A 16,917-nucleotide genomic window follows, 5' to 3' on the forward strand; every position below is an offset into this window, starting at 1 on the left:
GCGCCGGGTGCGTACGAGAATCTGGGAACGCATGGTCCCTAGGGTTCCCCGCCGCCCGACCGTCGTCAACTCAAGTCTCCCACTGTCCCAGGATGCGGGACAGTCGTATCACCCTGTGGGCGCCGGGCGATCGGCCGAGGTGCAGACGCAGGCCTTGTTGCCGTCGGCGTCGGCCAGTACCCAGAACCGTGGCGCAGCCTCGTCGGAGACGAGTGTCCCGCCCACCGCGAGTGCCTCGGCGACTCGCTGCTCGGCCACGTCGGCGGGCACCCAGATGTCGAGGTGGAAGCGCTGCCGGGGAAGCGGATGGTCCTCGGTGTCCTGGAACCACAGGGTCGGGAGCTGGCCGGAAGGATCGACCACCTCGTCGTCCACTGCGCCGTCCTCCGCGCGGAGCAAGGCGCGCCAGAACGCCGAGATCCGGCTGAGGTCAGCGGTGTCCAACGCCACCTCCACGACAGCCGCGTCGGTCGGACGCGGCGTGGCACCGAGCTCGGCGGCGAGTGCACTGATCCGCCGGGCGAGGCGCACGTCGCGCTGGGTCACGCCACCGGTGTCATGGCTGGTCAACCGGATGCCGACCATGCCCCACCCCAGCTCGACGTCCGGGTGGTGGTTGGCCTCCTCCGCCACCTCGGCGATCCGCTCGACGAGTCGGAACGCGCTGACGAAGTCGGTGGTCGCGAACCGACCGTGCAGCGTCTGCAGCAGCAGCCGCCAGTCGGGTAGGTCGGCCGCGACGATGTCGCTGTGGGTCAGGGTGCCGTTCTCTTCGGTCTCCATCGCTCCAGCATGGCGCGCTCGGGCGGTGCGGCCAACCCTCAGAGGTCGCCCCGCAGCTCCTCGAGTCGGCGCACCTGGCCCGCCTCGGTGTGGTTCTCGGGCGCCAGCCAGGCCTCCAGCGCGGTGCGGCGGTTCGGCCATTCGTCGTCGGTGATGGAGAACCAGGTGGTGTCGCGGCGCCGGCCCTTCGTGACGATCGCCTTGCGGAACGTGCCCTCCTCGACGAAGCCGAGGCGGAGCGCGGCACGCACGGAAGGAGCGTTCAGCGAGTCGCACTTCCACTCGTAGCGCCGATAGCCCAGCGCGAAGACATGGCGGGCCGCCAGGTAGAAGGCCTCGGTCGCCGCCGCCGTCCGTTGCAGAGCGCGCCCGAAGAGCACCGCGCCGATCTCGACGGCGCCGTTGGCGCGATCGATCCGCAAGTAGCTGAAGAGACCACGTGCCCGGCCGTCCGGCGTACGCACCACGACCGTGACGCGATCGGTGGCCAGCGCCCACTCCTCGACAAGGTCGGAGAACTCGCCCTCGTCGGCAGGCATCTCCTGGGCCAGGTAGGTCCAGAGACTTCCCTCCTCGGGTCCGCAGAGCTCGGCATAGAGCTCCTCAGCGTGGTGCTGCATCAGCGGCTCGAGCCGGCACCATCGGCCGGTCATCACCGTGACGTCGGGGAACGGCGCCGGCGACCAGTCCGCGACCTCGGGTCCGAGCGGCTGGCCGTATGCGTTGCGACGGGGATTGCTCACCACTGAAACCCTACCGATCTGGAAGGGATTGCCTGACGATCCCCGCTCCGTCTCGCACCGTGACACGCGTCGGCACGCCCGTGACCATCGGCAGGTACGGCGCGACGTGCCCGCAGTCGACATCGAGCAGCACCGGGACCTCCAGGTCACCGAGTGCGTCGGCCACCGCGTCGCGCTGGCTCCAGCGGTCAGCGTCCGGCGCCGAGGGTCGGCCGATCAGGACTCCCCGAGCGTGCTCGAACCACCCGGCGAGACGGAAGGCGTGCAGCGCCCGGGCGACGTCGTACGGCGCCCACTCGCAGGCCTCGAGGAAGACCAGGACGCCGTCCTCCTGCTCACGGGCGAAGCCCGACACGTCGGCGTACGGCGTGGCCGCCAGAGGCGACAGCACCTCGACGCACCCCCCGACCAGCGTGCCGCTCACCTCGGCGTCGCCACCGCCGAGAACACTCCAGCCGCCCGGCTCGGCGAGGTCGAACCGGTCGACCCCGGGGTACTGCGCGTAGTCGACGTAGCCGCTACGGAACCGGCCCGGTGCTCGCTGCTCCACCTCGCCGACGGCCGCGGCCACCTCCACCCAGTGGGCCACGCCGTCGGGCGCGCGGTAGGGGGTGTCCATCAGGTTGGAGCCGTGCAGGGTGGCCCAGCCCGAGCGGAGCATGAGCGGCAGCATCACCGTGGTGAGGTCGGAGTAGCCGACGAGCCAGCACGGCTCCGCCTCCGCCAGCATCTCGAAGTCCAGCAGATCGAGCAGGTCGATCCCGGTCTCACCACCCCACGGCGGCACGACGGCGGCGATGTCGGGGTCGAGCAGCATCCGCATCAACTCGTCGGCCCGATCACGCCGGGGCGCGGAGACGTGGCTGTCATCGCCCATGCAGGAGCCGACCTCCACCTCGAAGCCGCGCTCGGTCAGGCTCCGGATCGCCACGTCGAGCCGTTCCCCGAGCACCTCCGGCACGCCGCTGGACGGACTGGTGACGCCGATCCGCATCCCTGGCCGCAACGGTTGCGGCACCCGGATCGTCATCGGGGCCCGCCAACGTCGGGCAGCACCAGGCTGCCGATCTCCCCCGGGTTCCAGGCGATCTCCCAGCGGAAGCCGTCGGGGTCGGCGAAGTAGCCGGTGTAGCCGCCCCAGGCGCGCGACTCTGCCGGATGCACGGTGGCACCCGCCTGCGCAGCTCGGGAGAGCACAGCGTCGACCTCGTCACGCTCGTGGACGTTGTGGGCGAGCGTGACCGGCACGACGCCCGGCCCTCGGACGATCGGACCCACCTCGGCCTCGAACTCGTCCACGTTCCACAGTGAGAGCACCAGGTGCTGACCGGCCTTGATCATCAGCACCTCGCCCGGCACATCCAGCTCGGGCACCCAGCCGAGCCCAGCGCAGTAGAACTCCCGCGTGGTGTCGAGATCGCGCACTGCCAGGGTGATGAAGCTGATCCGCTGGTCCATGGCAGAGAGTCTGCCGGATCACTCGTGACCGGCGCGCGCCTGGCTGCCCAGCACCTCGGCGACCGCCAGCAGGCCGGTGCGCACCTCCGCGAAGCTGGTCGAGAGCGGCGAGAGCCCCACCCTCAGGCCGTCCGGATTGCGGAAGTCCGGGATCACGTCCCGCTCCCACAGCGCCGCGACCGCCTCCCTCATCCGCGGGTGCCGCAGGAGCACGTGACCACCGCGCTCCGTGGCCGCCCGCGGTGAGGCCACCGTGACGCCGTACGGTGCGAGGGCCTCGTCAACGACCGCGATGGCGTAGTCCGTCAGCGCCACCGACTTGGCGCGGATCGCCGGCATTCCGACACCTTCGATGAGCGCGAGCATGTCGGCGATCGGTTGCATGGCCACGATCGGAGGGGTCCCCGTGAGGAACCGGCGCATGCCGGCAGCGGGACGGTAGCCGGGGCCCATCGCGAACGGATCGGCATGGCCCATCCATCCCTGCAAGGGCTGCGTCAGCGCGTCCTGGTGGCGTTCGGCGACGTAGCAGAACGCCGGCGAGCCGGGGCCTCCGTTGAGGTACTTGTAGGTGCAGCCCACAGCCAGGTCGACACCCCAGGCGTCGAGAGCCAAGGGCACCGAACCCACCGAGTGACAGACGTCCAGCACCACCAGCGCACCGTGCTCATGGGCGAGAGCGCTGATCGCAGCCGCGTCCGCGAGGTACCCGGACTGGTAGGCAACGTGGCTCAGCAGGACGACCGCGGTCCTCTCCCCCAGCACCTCCCGCAACGCGTCGACGTGCAGCCCCGTGTCGGTAGGTGCCTCGACCCAGCGAAGCCGGAGACCCCGCTCCGCGGCAATGCCCTCGACCAGGTAGCGATCGGTCGGGAAGTTGTCGCGGTCGACCACGATCTCGACCCGTTGCTCATCCCGGGCGCGCTGATGGTCGACCGCAGCCCGAAGGATCTTGTAGAGGAGCACCGAGGTCGAGTCACCGATCACGGTCTGCCCTGCCGCCGCCCCCAACGTCGCCGCTGCCAGGCGGTCCCCCAACAGCAGTGGGGCGTCGAACCACTCCTCGTCCCAGCCTCGGATCAGCCGCTCGCCCCAGGCATGCTCGACGAAGTCGCTCATCCTCGTGGTCGTCGCCCGCAGCGGCCGGCCCAGCGAGTTTCCGTCCAGGTAGGCGAGCGCCGCGTCCGAGCCGACGAAGGCGTCGCGATGATGCGCGAGCGGGTCAGCAACGTCCAAGGCGGCGGCGTGCTCGACGGAGGTGACGGCGGTCATGACGTCACTGTGCCACGAGCCCGTTGGGACAGGCTCGCAGACGACCGGCGGAGCAGCCGGGCTCCCATCAACGGAGCCCGGCTGACTCGACCCGACACTCAGACGGTGATCGCACCCTTGCTGGCCGACTGCACCAGCTTGGAGTACTTGCCGAGCACACCGTGGGTGAACTTCGGCGGCTCCGGCACCCAGCCCTCCTTGCGCCGCTCGATCTCGTCGGCGTCGACGTGGAGCTCGAGGGAGCGGTTGGGGATGTCCAGGGTGATCTGATCGCCGTCGCGGACGAAGGCGATCGGGCCGCCGTGGCTCGCCTCAGGGGCAACGTGGCCGATACACGGTCCGGTGGTTCCACCAGAGAAGCGACCGTCGGTGATGAGGAGGATGTCTTTGCCCAGGCCCGCGCCCTTGATGGCGCCGGTGATCGCCAGCATCTCGCGCATGCCAGGCCCACCCGAGGGACCCTCGTAGCGGATGATGACGGCGTCACCCTTGACGATCCGCCCCTCGGCGAGCGCGTCCAACGCGGCACGCTCACGGTCGAAGACCCGCGCCGTGGCGGTGACGACCTCGGCGTCGAAGCCGGCCGACTTGATGACCGCGCCCTCGGGGGCGAGGGTGCCCTCGAGGATGGTGAGGCCACCGGTCTTGTGGATCGGCTGGGTCACGGGGTAGATCACGGAACCGTCGACACTCTTCGGGTTCAGGGCCTCGATGTTCTCGGCGAGGGTCTTGCCGGTCGCGGTGAGCACGTCGCCGTGCATCAGGTTGGCGTCGAGGAGCGCCTTCATGACCACCGGGATGCCGCCGATCTTGTCGACATCGGTCATCACGTACTTACCGAAGGGCTTCATGTCCGCCAGGTGCGGCACCTTGTCGCCGATCCGGTTGAAGTCCGCCAGCTCCAGGTCGACGTCGGCCTCGCGGGCGATCGCCAGCAGGTGCAGCACGGCGTTGGTGGAACCGCCGAGCGCCATCGTGATCGCGATCGCGTTCTCGAACGCCTCGCGCGTCATGATCTGCCGAGCGGTGATGCCCTGCTTGAGCAGGTTGACCACCGCTTCGCCCGAACGGTGCGCGAACCCGTCGCGGCGGCGGTCCACGGCCGGCGGCGCGGCGGAGCCGGGCAGGCTCATGCCGAGTGCCTCACCGATGGAGGCCATCGTGTTGGCGGTGTACATACCGCCGCACGCGCCCTCCCCCGGGCAGATCGCCTTCTCGACCCGCTTGACGTCCTCCTCGGTGATCTTGCCGGCCAGACAGGCGCCGACCGCCTCGAAGGCGTCGATGATCGTGACGTCCTTGCCGTCCACGTTGCCCGGCATCGTCGAGCCGGCGTAGAGGAAGACGCTGGAGAGGTCGAGGCGCGCGGCAGCCATCAGCATGCCCGGCAGCGACTTGTCGCACCCAGCGAGCAGCACGGACCCGTCGAGCCGCTCCGCGCTCATCACGACCTCGACGGAGTCGGCGATCACCTCGCGGCTCACCAACGAGTAGTGCATGCCGTCGTGGCCCATCGAGATGCCGTCCGAGACGGAGATCGTGCCGAACTCGAGCGGATACCCGCCAGCAGCATGGACGCCGTTCTTGACCGCCTTGGCCAGCCGGTCCAGGGACAGGTTGCACGGCGTGATCTCGTTCCACGACGAGGCGACCCCGATCTGCGGCTTGGCGAAGTCGTCGTCGTCCATGCCTACCGCGCGAAGCATGCCGCGGGCGGCTGCCTTCTCGACACCGTCGGTGACGTCGCGGGACCGGGGCTTGATGTCGACTTCGCTCATGGCTCTCAGGGTAGTCCTGGCCGCTCGGCGCGGTGACGGGGATCCGGTGATCGAGAGGAACGCCACGTCTGTGGCAGGCTCGCTCCGGCGGCGTACGGCGTCGCCCGGGTGAGGAGGTGGCCGGTGCGCCGATCGGTGTGGCTGGTGCTCGGCGGGATCGTCTCCGTGCAGGTCGGTGCCGCCATCGCGAAGGGCCTCTTCGATCGGGTCGATCCGACCGGCATGGTCTTCCTGCGACTCGCCACGAGCGCGCTGATCTTCCTCGCCGTAGCGCGGCCGGCCCTGCGCGGGCGCACCCGAGCCGACTGGTACGTCGCACTGGGGTTCGGCGCCAGCCTGGCGACGATGAACTGGGCGATCTACCAGTCCTTCGCGCGGATCCCGCTCGGGCTCGCGGTCACCATCGAGTTCATCGGGCCGTTGACGATCGCGGTGCTCGGATCGCGGCGGGCGCGGGACCTGCTCTGGGTCGCGCTGGCCGGCCTTGGCGTGCTCCTGCTGGGCTTCGACCCGAGCGGAGTGACCATGGTCGGCGTGCTCTTCGCGCTGCTCGCCGGGGCCGCGTGGGCGTCGTACATCCTGTTGAGCGCCAGCACCGGCCGGCGCTGGCAGGGCCTCGACGGGCTCACCGTGGCGAGCGTCTTCGCCGCACTCGCACTGACACCCGTGGTGATACCGCTGACCGGCGACAGGCTGCTCGACCCGACCGTGCTCGCGCTCGGAGCAGCCGTGGGGCTGCTGAGCTCCGTCGTGCCGTACAGCCTGGAGCTGGTGGCGCTGAGAACCCTGCCCACCTCCACCTTCGGAATCCTGATGAGCATGGAGCCGGCCGCAGCAGCGCTGGCGGCGATCCTGATCCTCCACGAGCACCTGGGGCCGCTCCAGTGGCTGGCAGTCGGCTGCGTGGTGGCCGCCTCGATCGGCGCGACCCGGAGCGCCGCGCAAGCCACGCCCGATGCCGAGTTAACGAAGACGTCACACGGCGTTGACGCAGGTGTCGATCCACTTCCCTAGCGTGGTTGCTCCCACCCCCACCCTCCCCGGGACGGCACCGATGCTGACCACCCTCGCTGGCCTCCTCCCCTCCGACCTCGCCGTCGCTCCGCTGCGTCGTTGGGCCGTCTCCTCCCAGCAGCGTGCGCGCCGCAACGCGATGCTGGCGGCGACAGAATGCGCCACTCGTCGCGCTGTCCGCGACGAGGTCGACTCGTTCCTCGTCCGCACCCAAACCGCCGTCGCCACCGTGGCCGACGTGAGGCAGATCGCGGCACACGGCTGACCGCGGTACCCCCACCCCGGGCACGGGTGCGGCAGGATTCGTCCTATGGCCGCACGCTCCCTACCGATCGACCCACGCTCCGACGACCGTACGCCGGCACTCGTCGAGCCGTTCTTCCACGACGTCGTCTCCGCCGATGGCACGGTGCTGCAGGCATGGACGAACGACCCTGACTGCCTGATCGACGGACCCGTGGTGCTGCTCTGCAACGGACTCGGCACGAACGCGTGGACGATGCCGGCTCTGCTCCGGCCCGACTGCGGACTGCGGGTGATCTCCTGGAACCACCGCGGCGTCGGTGGCTCGGAGCGTCCGGCAGACCCCGACCACGTCGGCGTGGACTCGTTCGTCGAGGACGCCGTCGCGGTGATGGACGCCTCCGGCGTCGAGTCAGCCGTGGTGATGGGCTGGTCGATCGGCGTCAACACGATGTTCCAACTGGCCGCCGACCACCCCGAGCGCGTCAAGGGCCTTTTCGCCCTAGCCGGTGTGCCGGGCGACACCTTCTCGACGATGCTGGAGTTCCTGCACCTCCCCCGCCCCGTCGCGCGAGCCTTGACGGTCAACGTCTCCCGCGCGGTCAGCTCGCTGGGCTGCCTGCTCACCCCCGTGGCGCGGCGGCTCCCGATGGGACCGGCCTCGCTGGCTGTGCTCGGGCACACTGGCTTCATGTTTCCGCCCGCCGATCCGGAGACCGCGAGCCGGGCACTGCGGGAGTTCCTGCAGACCCCGATCGACTGGTACTTCCACCTGGCGGTCCGGACCTCGCTGCACGGCCGTGTCTCGCTCAGTGCGATCGACCGACCTGCCATGTTCGTGGCCGGATCGTGGGACGTGCTCGCCGGGCCGAAGGCGATGCGCAGCGCTGCCGAGCGGATGCGCGATGCCACCTACGTCGAACTGCAGGGCAGTCACTTCATCGCGATGGAGAAGCCGGACACCGTGCATGCGCTCCTGATGGAGTTCCTGGAGCGGATCGACTGATGCGCCGTCCCGCCGCCCTGCTCGCCGTGACCCTCTTGGTGGTCTCTGCGGCAGCGTGCGGTGAGGAGTCGTCGAGTGACGGCGTACCGCGCTACCAACAGCCCACCGACACCCCGACCCCGACGGCCACTGCCGAGCCCGGCCGGGACAGGGGCCGCGTGCGGGTGGCCGAGACGATCGCGACCGGCCTGGCGGCGCCCTGGGGACTCGCGTTCCTCCCCGACGGCACGGCGATCGTCACCGAGCGCGACACCCGACGCGTGGTCGCGATCGGACCGGACCGCAAGGTACGGCGGATCGGCGACTTCGGCGAAGCCGCGCAGCAGGGCGAGGCCGGCCTGCTCGGAGTGGCCGTCTCGCCCACGTTCGACGAGGACCGGCTGCTCTTCTTCTACGTGACCTCGCAAACCGACAACCGGATCGTGCGCGCGGAGTACCGCGACGGACGGCTCGGCGTCCCCGAGCCGATCCTCACCGGCATCCCGAGCGGGGCCGTGCACGACGGCGGGCGGCTGGCGTTCGGGCCCGATGGCTATCTCTATGCCTCGACCGGCGAGACCGGCGACCGCCCGCTCGCCCAGGACCCGGCCTCGCTGGGCGGCAAGGTGTTGCGGATCGACTCCGACGGCAATCCCGCCTCCGACAACCCCGACCCTTCCTCGCCCGTCTTCACGCTCGGCCACCGGAACGTGCAGGGTCTCGCGTTCGATGACGACGGCAACCTGTGGGCGAGCGAGTTCGGAGACCAGGAGTTCGACGAGCTCAACCTGCTGCGGGCCGGGCGCGACTACGGCTGGCCGGAGGTGGAGGGCACCGGCGGGGCTCCCGCGTTCGAGGACCCCCAGGTCACCTGGCGCACGTCCGAGGCCTCCCCGTCGGGACTCGCCTGGCTCGACGGCCGGCTCTGGATGGCCTCGCTGCGTGGCGAGCGGCTGTGGTCAGTCCGCGTCACCGACGGGGAGGCAACCCATCGGCGTGCGTGGTTCGTCGGAAGGTTTGGCCGGTTGCGCACCGTGGCCGTCGCCCCCGACGGCACCCTCTGGGTGACCACCTCCAACCGCGACACCCGCGGCGACCCGCGCAAGGGCGACGACCGGATCCTCGCCCTCGCCGTCTCCTGACCGCCGACTTCGCGCAAACCACACCTCGACTTCGCCCAAATAACGCGTTGACTTCGCGCGTATGGCGCGCTGTGGCCCGCTGTAGGTCGGCGCGCTTGTGGAATCGGCCCGTTGTCCACAGAGCACAGGAGAGCCGGTTGTCGCGCGTCGACTGGTGGGGACCAATGGCCACATGCTCCAGTTGCCGACAACTCCCTTCCTCCGCTCAGATGCGCTCGCAGTCGGTCTGACGCCTGGCTCGCTGCAGAGCGCGTTGGCTCGCAACGAGATACGGCGTGTGTTCCATGGGGTCTACGCACCGACCTCGCTCACCGACACGATCGACCTGCGCGCCGCCTGCGCGGCCCTGGTCCTACCACCTCACTGTGTCGTCGTTGAGCGCTCGGCAGCGTGGCTGCACGGTGTGGATCTCCACGCTCCGGAGGAGCGGTTCACCGTCCCGGATCTTGAGGTGGTGTCACTGCCCGGCCACACGACCATCCGCCGGCCCGGCGTGTATGCGGGCGTCCGCGATCTGAAGGATCGCGACCTTGTCACGCTCGGCGGCATCCGCGTGACCAGCCCCCTTCGGACGGCGCTGGACCTCGCCTGCTTGCGCGGCGTTCTCCCTGCGCTTGCAGCTCTGGACAGCTTCATGCGGCGGTTTCAGATCTCCCGCGAAGAGTTCGAACAAGAACTCCCGCGGTTCCGGCGACGTCGAGGCGTCGTACAGCTACGCCGACTCATCCCGCTGGCCACGCCACTTGCCGACTCCCCCGGCGAATCCTGGTTGCGTGGCCGCCTGATCGAGGATGGATTTCCGCCGCCCGAGCCCCAGATCGAGTTCCGGGAGAACGGCGAGCTCATCGCCAAGGTCGACCTGGGATACCGCCAGCTGCGCATCGCCATCGAGTACTTCGGCGATGAGTTCCATGGGCCGAAGCAGCGCGAACACGACGCTACTCGGATCGCGTGGCTCAACGCGAATGGCTGGCTGGTGATCGTGGTGAGAAAAGAGGACCTGCGCGAGCCTGGGTGGACGCGCGTGCGGACCGAACTCGCGAACGCTATCGCGAATCGGAGGCGGCCTCGGGGCAAGCGGCGGTACCCCCGGGGCGAGCAGTTCCAGCGCTGACCTCTCTGCCACGCCCTGTGCGTAGCCACTCAACGTGGGACTTGCGCGCGCTCAACGTGGGACTTGCGCGCACTCAACGTGAGATTTGCGCGCACTCAACGTGGGACTTGCGCGCACTCAACGTGAGATTTGCGCGCACTCAACGTGGGACTTGCGCGCACTCAACGTGGGACTTGCGCGCACTCAACGTGGGACTTGCGCGCACTCAACGTGAGATTTGCGCGCACTCAACGTGGGACTTGCGCGCACTCAACGTGAGATTTGCGCGCACTCAACGTGGGACTTGCGCGCACTCAACGTGAGATTTGCGTGCAGTCAACGTGAGATTTGCGCGCACTCAACGGCGGACGATGACGGCGCGGCGGGAGGCGCGACGCAGGGTGACCAGGATGGAGGGGCCGAGGAGGGCGATGGCGGCGGCGTTGGTGATGGCGCGGCCGAGGTCCCACCCCATCGAGGTGAGCAGGACGTAGGCGCCGAAGCGGTGCAGGTTCTCCAACACCGGCGCGCCGGCGACGTACGAGAGCTGGGTCTGCTCATGCCCGGGCACCTCGACGCCGAGGAGGAACGGCCAGCCCGAGAGGTTCATGAAGATCCCGTAGGCGAACGCCGAGACCACGCCGTAGGCACAGAGCATCCAGATCTCGGCCCGGCCGGCGACCCGCTTGGGCAGCAGCCCCGCGCCCAGACCGACCCAGCCGGCTACCAGCATCTGGAAAGGGAGCCAGGGCCCGACCCCCGCGGTGACCAGCGCCGAGACGAAGAGAGACATCGCGCCGAGCACGAACCCGAAGCCGGCTCCGAAGACCCGGGCCGAGAGGATCAGCAGGAAGAAGACCAGCTCGAGCCCCGCTGTGCCCGCGCTGATCCCGCGGAGCACGCCGTTGATCGCGGCCAACACCCCCAGGATCGCAAGCACTCGCGCGTCCATCCCGCCCTCGCTCATCTCCGCGAGCACCACCACCAGCACCAACGGCAGGAGCAGCAGGAAGAGGAACGGCGGATCCAGCCGGCTGCCCTCGCCCGGCTCGAGCAGCAACGGCCAGCAGAGCATCATCAGGCCGGCCAGCGAGGCCACGCCCAGCACCAACGCCGTACGCCGGCCCACCGGCAGCGCAGCGACCGAACGGCTCCTCAGCTGCGCACTCATCCGGCCGCCTCCAACGCGGAGGCGACCTCGTCGACCCTCAGCCAGTCCGGGCCGAGGACCTTCATCACCTGAGGTGCGAACGCCGGTGACTCCGCGACCACGCGGCGTACCGGGCCGGCAGAGACGACCTCGCCCTCGGCCAGCACCACCACGTCGTCGGCGACGCGGGCCACGAACTCGACATCATGAGTGGCAAGCAGCACGGCATGTCCGAGCTCGGCGAGCTCCGCGAGCACGGCGGCGAGCGCCGTCTTGGCCGCATAGTCGAGTCCGCGCGTGGGCTCGTCCAGCAGCAGCACCGGCGGACGGGCGGTCAGCACGATGGCCACGACGAGGGCCAGTCGCTGCCCCTCGGAGAGGTCGCGGGGATGGGTGGCCGGGTCGATCCCCGGTGCCATCCGCGCGAGCAGCCCAGCACATCGACCGGCGGGCGCGTCGGCGGACTGGTCGGCGGCAGCACACTCCTCGGCCACGGTCTCCAGATAGAGGAGGTCGGCAGCCGTCTGCGGCACCATTCCCGCGTGAGCCCGGCGCTGCTCGCGCTTCAGCTGATGCGGGTCGGCACCGCCCACCGCCAGCCGTCCGGAGGTTCGCGCCAGCCTGCCCTGCAGGGTCCACAGCAGCGTGGACTTGCCGGAGCCGTTGCGTCCCATCAGCGCGGTGACCCGCCCCGCGTGCAACGTCAGCGAGACACCGCGCAGCACAACCCGGCGACCGTGCGCAACCACGAGCTCAGCGGCCTCGACCTCGGTCGGGCCCGGGACTCGCTCCGGCGAGTGGGCCGGCCCGCGGTCGAGTGCGCTCCGCAGCGACGAGGTACGGCGACGCGCATCACGCACGCTCAACGGAAGCGGCTGCCACCCGGCCAGTCGCCCCAGCTCCACCAACGGCGGCGCGATCGGAGAATCGGCCAGCACCGCGGCCGGCTCATCGACCAGCACGGTCCCGTCGGACCGGAGCAGGCACATCCGGTCGGCGAACGGAACCACCCGCTCCAGGCGGTGCTCGGCGACGAGCACCGACAGCCCCAGATCGTGCACCAGCCGCGTGATGGTGGCCAGCACGTCCTCGGCCGCCGTGGGATCCAGCGCAGAGGTGGGCTCGTCGAGCACCAGCAGCCGCGGGTGCATCGTCAGCACCGCACCGATAGCGACCCGCTGCTGCTGGCCGCCCGAGAGGGTGCGCAGGTCGCGGTGGCGCAGGTCGGCGATGCCGAGCAGGTCAAGCGTCTCCTCGACACGGCGGCGCATCGTCTCCGGCGGCAGGCCGAGTTGCTCCATGCCATAGGCGAGTTCCTCCTCCACGGTGTCGGTGACGAACCATGCCGCTGGGTTCTGGCCCACATAGCCGATGGCGTGTGCGCGCTCCCGGGCAGGCTGCTCGATCACGCTCACGCCGTCCAACAGCACGTCGCCGCGTAGGACACCCCCGGTGTAGCCGGGCACCAAACCCGCGACGACGCCGAGCAGGGTGGACTTTCCGACCCCGGTAGGGCCGGCGAGCAGCATCAGCTCACCTTCGTCGATCCGCAGGTCGATGCCGCCGAGGATGGTGCGGTCGTCGTAGCCGAACCGCACCTCGCGCAACTCGATCACGACCTCAGCCTCTCTTCTGCAACGTCCTCATCCGACTCGACCACACTCTCCAGCTCACGGGACTCCCGGGTCAGCGGCGGCGGCGCCGCGAGCAGCGGGACGAGTCCCAGCAGACAGGCGACCAACGCCGCGAGGCTGACCTGGGGCATCTCTGCGACGGGCGGATTGGCCACCTGCACCTGCTCCTGGGCGACCCACCAGGCGACCGCGCCGGAGGCCACGCCAGAAAGTGCGATCAGCACTTCGGGTGGCCGCCACCGGTCCGCGCGGTAGCGGCTCCGGACGACGCGGCGCCCGGCCAGCACGAAGCCCGCAAGGGCGACCGCGATGCCGGCTCCCATCATCGGCATCCCCAGCCACCAGGGCGACGTGCCGTCGAGGAAGCCGTAGACGCCCGCGCAGACGCCGAGCAACCCGGTCAGCATCACCGCGCCAGTGAGCCGTCGCTGTGCCGGTGGTGCAGCGCCGGGGCGCCCGTAGCCACGGGTATCCATGCCCGCCGCCAGCGCCAGCGAGCGCTCGAAGGCATCTTCCAGGACCGGCACCAGAAAGCGTCGAAGTCCGCGGATCCGGCCCGGCGGCCCGCCGCGCAGCTCCTGGGCGGCGCGAACCCGCTTGGCGCTGTCGGCCAACTGCGGCAGCACCGTCACGGCGACCACGAGCGCAGTGCCGATCTCGTAGAGCGCCGGAGGCAGGGACTTCATCAGCCGCTTGGGGTTGGCCAACGCGTTGGCCGCCCCGACGGCGACCACGATCATGCCCAGCCGCATCCCGTCGTACAACCCGGCCAACAGTGCCTCACGGGTCACCGGGCCGAGCAGGCTGATGCCCGCCGCCCAGTCCGGGAGCGGGATCTCCGGGAGATCGAGCAGGACGTGGCCGGCCGTTCCGCTGCCGAGTACCACTCGGAAGAGCGTCCGGGTGATCACGATGACCACGCCCAGCGCCAGGTAGAAACGGAACGCCCGCGCCCACACTCCATCACCCCGGCACGCCATGACCACGGCGCAGACCACAGCGCCCAGCAGCAACAACAGCAGCGGGTTGGTCGTGAACGTCGCCGCCGCGGCCAGCCCGATCGCCCACGCCCACCACGCGCCGGGATGGAGCTCTCGAGCCAGCCGTGGGCGCGCGACGCCCGCGCTCACCCTGCCCTGCGCCGTACGGCGACCGCACCACCCGCCGCACCGACCAGCACGACCGCGACGATCGGGATCCACAGCGGAAGTCCGTCGTCGCCGCCGTCGGCACCGTCGACGGTCCCACCCTCCGGCGGACCATCGGTGATCTCGTCGACCGTCGGTACGTCGCTGCTCGTGTCGTCGCTGGGTGCGGCGGAGCCCGACGGCTCACCCGAGGCGCTCTCCTCCGACGACGACTCCGTCGGCTCGGCCGACGTCGTGGACTCCGTGGGGGTTGCGGTCGACTCAGCCGCCGAAGGCGCGGTGGTGGAGGGCTTCGCCGGCTGTTGCGAGGCGCTCTTGGTCGGCTTCGGCGTCGGCTTCTTCGTCGGCTGCGGGGCCGGCGTGCTGCGCTTGGGTGTGACCCCCGGCGGCTTCGCGTTGCCGCTTCCCTCGTGCCAGGCGAAGGCCACGTAGCTGCCTTCGGGGACCCGGAGCTGCGTGACACCCCGGGTCGCGTAGGTCCACGTTCCGCTGGTGGGGCCGGCGTACCAGAGGGACCAGTACGCGTCGGCCGGCGGCGCGGAGGTGCAGGAGGCGTCAGCCGGCACCCCGGCGACCCGGCACACCATGCCGACCCCGGGACCGCGGTCGACGTAGCTGATCGCGAACCCGGCCTGGGTGAAGGCAGTGCTGGCGGTGCCGCCACCCGCACCGGAGGCGCATCCGGCCTGGATGCCTCCCTTGTCGCCGTAGTCGACGACGACCGTCACACCGGTGTTACCGGTGCAAGCGGCTGCTGCAGCTGGATGGCCGAACGAGCCGGGCAGTACGGCACCCACCGCCGCGGTCAGCAGGACCGCGGCGGTGGAGCCGAGCAGGCGACGGATCCGACTCATCGCACCCGGAAGGTCGTCGCACCCTTGCGGTTGGCGAACTGACCGGTCGCCTGGAGCTTGACCTTGCCGGCCTTCTTCGGAGCCTTCACCTTGGCCTTGAAGGTTCCCTTGGCGTTGGCAGTGCCCTTGGCGACAGCCTTCTTGCCCAGCTTCAGCTTGACCTTCTCGCCTGCGGCGAGGCCGGTGACCGTGACCTTGTTCTTCTTGCCCTTCTTGACGGCCGCCTTCGCCGCCTTGACCTTGAGCTTCGCCTTGCCGAGCACGGAGACGGTGGTCTCGGCGCTGTCATCGGCCGTGACCAGCGTCAGGGTGCGGACGCCGGTGCTGGCGGGCAGCGTCACCGTTGCCGTGCCGGGGCCCGTCGCGGTCACCGCGGCCTTGCCTCCGACCACGCAGACCCGCTCCCCGGCGGCCACGCCGGTCAGCGTGACCGCGGTGCGCGAGCCGCCGGCGAGATAGCCGTTCTTGCCCTGCACGCCGAGGGTGCCCTCGGCCGCGGGGGCCAGCGTCAGCAGCGGCAGCGCCTGCGCGGCGGAGCGGACGTAGATGCCACGCTCAAGGTCGCCGATGCCGTCCTGGGCGGCAGCGGTCAGGTCGTCGTCGTTGTAGGCGATCGCTCCGGCCTCGGCGCCCGTGCCGGGCTCGCAGGCGTCGATCCCGGTGAGCTGGTGCGCGCGCACCCAGATCGCGGCGCGGGTCGCCGCCTCGTCCTCACCCAACTCCGCGAGGACGCTGCCGGCCAGACCCGTCGAGTTGGCATTGGCGCCCTCGGTAGTGGCGCCTCCGCCGAACGAACCGTCGGTCTTCTGCAGATCCAGCAGGTAGTCGGTTCCCTCCTCGATCGCCGCGACCACGTCGGGGTCGGAGCTGTCGAGGGAGTCCAGCGCCTTGAGGGCGCCGGAGGTGGCGTCGGTGGTCGCTTCGGCGGGGTCGGTGCAGCCCGCGTCCTGGCTGTTGAAGTTGAGCCGGAAGCCCCCGTTGTCACACTGCTGGAGCAACAGGAAGTCGGTCACCGCGGCGGTGGCGGTGGAGTCGGTCGCACCAAGCCCGCGTACGGCGAAGCTCTGGCCGACCACGTTGGCGTAGTCACCGTAGGAGCTGTCGTCCGCGATCCTGCCGCTCGCGGTCACCCGGGCCTCGAGGGCCGCTACCAGGTCGACGCCGCCGAAGTCGCGGGGGTCTGCGCCGAGCTCGGTGGCCGCGGTCAGGGTCTTGGCGGTAGCGCCGGCGTAGTGGCCCACCTGGACGAAGTCGAACGGCTCGGTGAACCCGTACTCGTCGCCCTGGATGTAGCGGCCCGCTGCGACCTCGGCTGCCACCGCGTCACGGATCTCGGTGACTGTCGCGTCCTGGCCGCCCGCTGCCTTCAGCGCAAGCGCGACGTCGATCGACAGGCCCTGGTCGACGAACTCGGAGACCTGGCCGTTGAACTCGCTCTTGACGGTCACCAGACCGTCGACCGGCTGGGCGGCCAACCAGGTGGCCCCCAAGGCTGCGGGCCGGGCGTCGGTGGCCGCGTGCGCGGCGGTGATCGGAAGCGCCAGCGTCAGCCCGGCGGCGAGCGCGCCTGCTCCGGCGAGGGCGACTGCGCGACGTACCTGCGTCGTCAAGGTGTGTCCT

General features: G+C 70.3%; 16 protein-coding genes. 5 read left to right on the forward strand and 11 right to left on the reverse strand.

Annotation, left to right across the window (positions count from 1 at the left end; all coding sequences use genetic code 11):
• Nucleotides 1-108 precede the first annotated feature (108 nt).
• The 6 genes from DNK54_RS05980 to ilvD form a co-directional block, all read right to left on the reverse strand.
• Nucleotides 109-783, reverse strand: coding sequence for a 4a-hydroxytetrahydrobiopterin dehydratase (locus DNK54_RS05980; protein WP_110206053.1), 675 nt, complete (start codon nucleotides 781-783; stop codon nucleotides 109-111).
• A 38-nt stretch (nucleotides 784-821) separates the two neighbouring features.
• On the reverse strand, nucleotides 822-1,526 hold the full coding sequence (locus tag DNK54_RS05985) for a GNAT family N-acetyltransferase (protein WP_239459949.1): 705 nt from the start codon (nucleotides 1,524-1,526) through the stop codon (nucleotides 822-824).
• A 10-nt stretch (nucleotides 1,527-1,536) separates the two neighbouring features.
• The gene (locus tag DNK54_RS05990; RefSeq protein WP_110206055.1) at nucleotides 1,537-2,556 is read right to left on the reverse strand and encodes a S66 family peptidase; all 1,020 of its coding nucleotides are present in this window, start codon (nucleotides 2,554-2,556) and stop codon (nucleotides 1,537-1,539) included.
• Nucleotides 2,553-2,984, reverse strand: a complete 432-nt coding sequence (locus DNK54_RS05995; RefSeq protein WP_110206056.1) for a VOC family protein — start codon at nucleotides 2,982-2,984, stop codon at nucleotides 2,553-2,555. Before DNK54_RS05995 ends, DNK54_RS05990 begins: the two co-directional genes overlap by 4 nt.
• Before the next feature lie 18 nt (nucleotides 2,985-3,002).
• Nucleotides 3,003-4,256, reverse strand: coding sequence for a kynureninase (locus DNK54_RS06000; RefSeq protein WP_110206057.1), 1,254 nt, complete (start codon nucleotides 4,254-4,256; stop codon nucleotides 3,003-3,005).
• 98 nt (nucleotides 4,257-4,354) lie between these two features.
• Nucleotides 4,355-6,034, reverse strand: a complete 1,680-nt coding sequence (gene ilvD / locus DNK54_RS06005; RefSeq protein ID WP_110206058.1) for a dihydroxy-acid dehydratase — start codon at nucleotides 6,032-6,034, stop codon at nucleotides 4,355-4,357.
• Nucleotides 6,035-6,157: 123 nt separating this feature from the next.
• Between ilvD and DNK54_RS06010 the strand changes: the two genes are divergently transcribed.
• The 5 genes from DNK54_RS06010 to DNK54_RS06030 all read left to right on the forward strand — a co-directional run bounded on the left by DNK54_RS06010 (nucleotide 6,158) and on the right by DNK54_RS06030 (nucleotide 10,532).
• Nucleotides 6,158-7,048, forward strand: a complete 891-nt coding sequence (locus DNK54_RS06010) for an EamA family transporter (protein WP_239459950.1) — start codon at nucleotides 6,158-6,160, stop codon at nucleotides 7,046-7,048.
• A 1-nt stretch (nucleotide 7,049) separates the two neighbouring features.
• Nucleotides 7,050-7,313: a hypothetical protein gene (locus tag DNK54_RS06015; RefSeq protein ID WP_162602321.1), complete on the forward strand. Its 264-nt coding sequence runs from the start codon at nucleotides 7,050-7,052 to the stop codon at nucleotides 7,311-7,313.
• A 45-nt stretch (nucleotides 7,314-7,358) separates the two neighbouring features.
• Nucleotides 7,359-8,297 carry an alpha/beta fold hydrolase gene (locus DNK54_RS06020; protein ID WP_110206060.1) on the forward strand — a complete coding sequence of 313 codons (939 nt, stop codon included), beginning with the start codon at nucleotides 7,359-7,361 and terminating at the stop codon, nucleotides 8,295-8,297.
• Nucleotides 8,297-9,418, forward strand: a complete 1,122-nt coding sequence (locus tag DNK54_RS06025; RefSeq protein WP_110206061.1) for a PQQ-dependent sugar dehydrogenase — start codon at nucleotides 8,297-8,299, stop codon at nucleotides 9,416-9,418. The genes DNK54_RS06020 and DNK54_RS06025 overlap by 1 nt, the downstream gene beginning before the upstream one ends.
• Before the next feature lie 172 nt (nucleotides 9,419-9,590).
• Nucleotides 9,591-10,532 (forward strand): type IV toxin-antitoxin system AbiEi family antitoxin, encoded by a 942-nt coding sequence (locus DNK54_RS06030; protein ID WP_162602322.1) that lies wholly within the window; start codon nucleotides 9,591-9,593, stop codon nucleotides 10,530-10,532.
• 337 nt (nucleotides 10,533-10,869) lie between these two features.
• Here DNK54_RS06030 and DNK54_RS06035 read toward each other — a convergent pair whose 3' ends face one another.
• Genes DNK54_RS06035 through DNK54_RS06055 form a run of 5 tightly spaced genes read right to left on the reverse strand, consistent with a single transcriptional unit; the run spans nucleotide 10,870 to nucleotide 16,907 of the window.
• Nucleotides 10,870-11,670 carry an ECF transporter S component gene (locus tag DNK54_RS06035; protein WP_420846368.1) on the reverse strand — a complete coding sequence of 267 codons (801 nt, stop codon included), beginning with the start codon at nucleotides 11,668-11,670 and terminating at the stop codon, nucleotides 10,870-10,872.
• Nucleotides 11,671-11,678: 8 nt separating this feature from the next.
• Nucleotides 11,679-13,277 carry an ATP-binding cassette domain-containing protein gene (locus DNK54_RS06040; RefSeq protein ID WP_110206064.1) on the reverse strand — a complete coding sequence of 533 codons (1,599 nt, stop codon included), beginning with the start codon at nucleotides 13,275-13,277 and terminating at the stop codon, nucleotides 11,679-11,681.
• Nucleotides 13,274-14,425, reverse strand: coding sequence for an energy-coupling factor transporter transmembrane component T (locus DNK54_RS06045; RefSeq protein ID WP_110206065.1), 1,152 nt, complete (start codon nucleotides 14,423-14,425; stop codon nucleotides 13,274-13,276). Before DNK54_RS06045 ends, DNK54_RS06040 begins: the two co-directional genes overlap by 4 nt.
• Nucleotides 14,422-15,297 (reverse strand): hypothetical protein, encoded by an 876-nt coding sequence (locus DNK54_RS06050; RefSeq protein WP_110206066.1) that lies wholly within the window; start codon nucleotides 15,295-15,297, stop codon nucleotides 14,422-14,424. The genes DNK54_RS06045 and DNK54_RS06050 overlap by 4 nt, the downstream gene beginning before the upstream one ends.
• Complete coding sequence (locus tag DNK54_RS06055; protein ID WP_110206067.1) at nucleotides 15,294-16,907, reverse strand: prenyltransferase/squalene oxidase repeat-containing protein; 1,614 nt, start codon at nucleotides 16,905-16,907, stop codon at nucleotides 15,294-15,296. Before DNK54_RS06055 ends, DNK54_RS06050 begins: the two co-directional genes overlap by 4 nt.
• Between the last annotated feature and the right edge of the window lie 10 nt (nucleotides 16,908-16,917).

It is taken from the genome of Nocardioides daejeonensis, from assembly GCF_003194585.1.
Taxonomy (GTDB): Bacteria; Actinomycetota; Actinomycetes; order Propionibacteriales; family Nocardioidaceae; genus Nocardioides; species Nocardioides daejeonensis.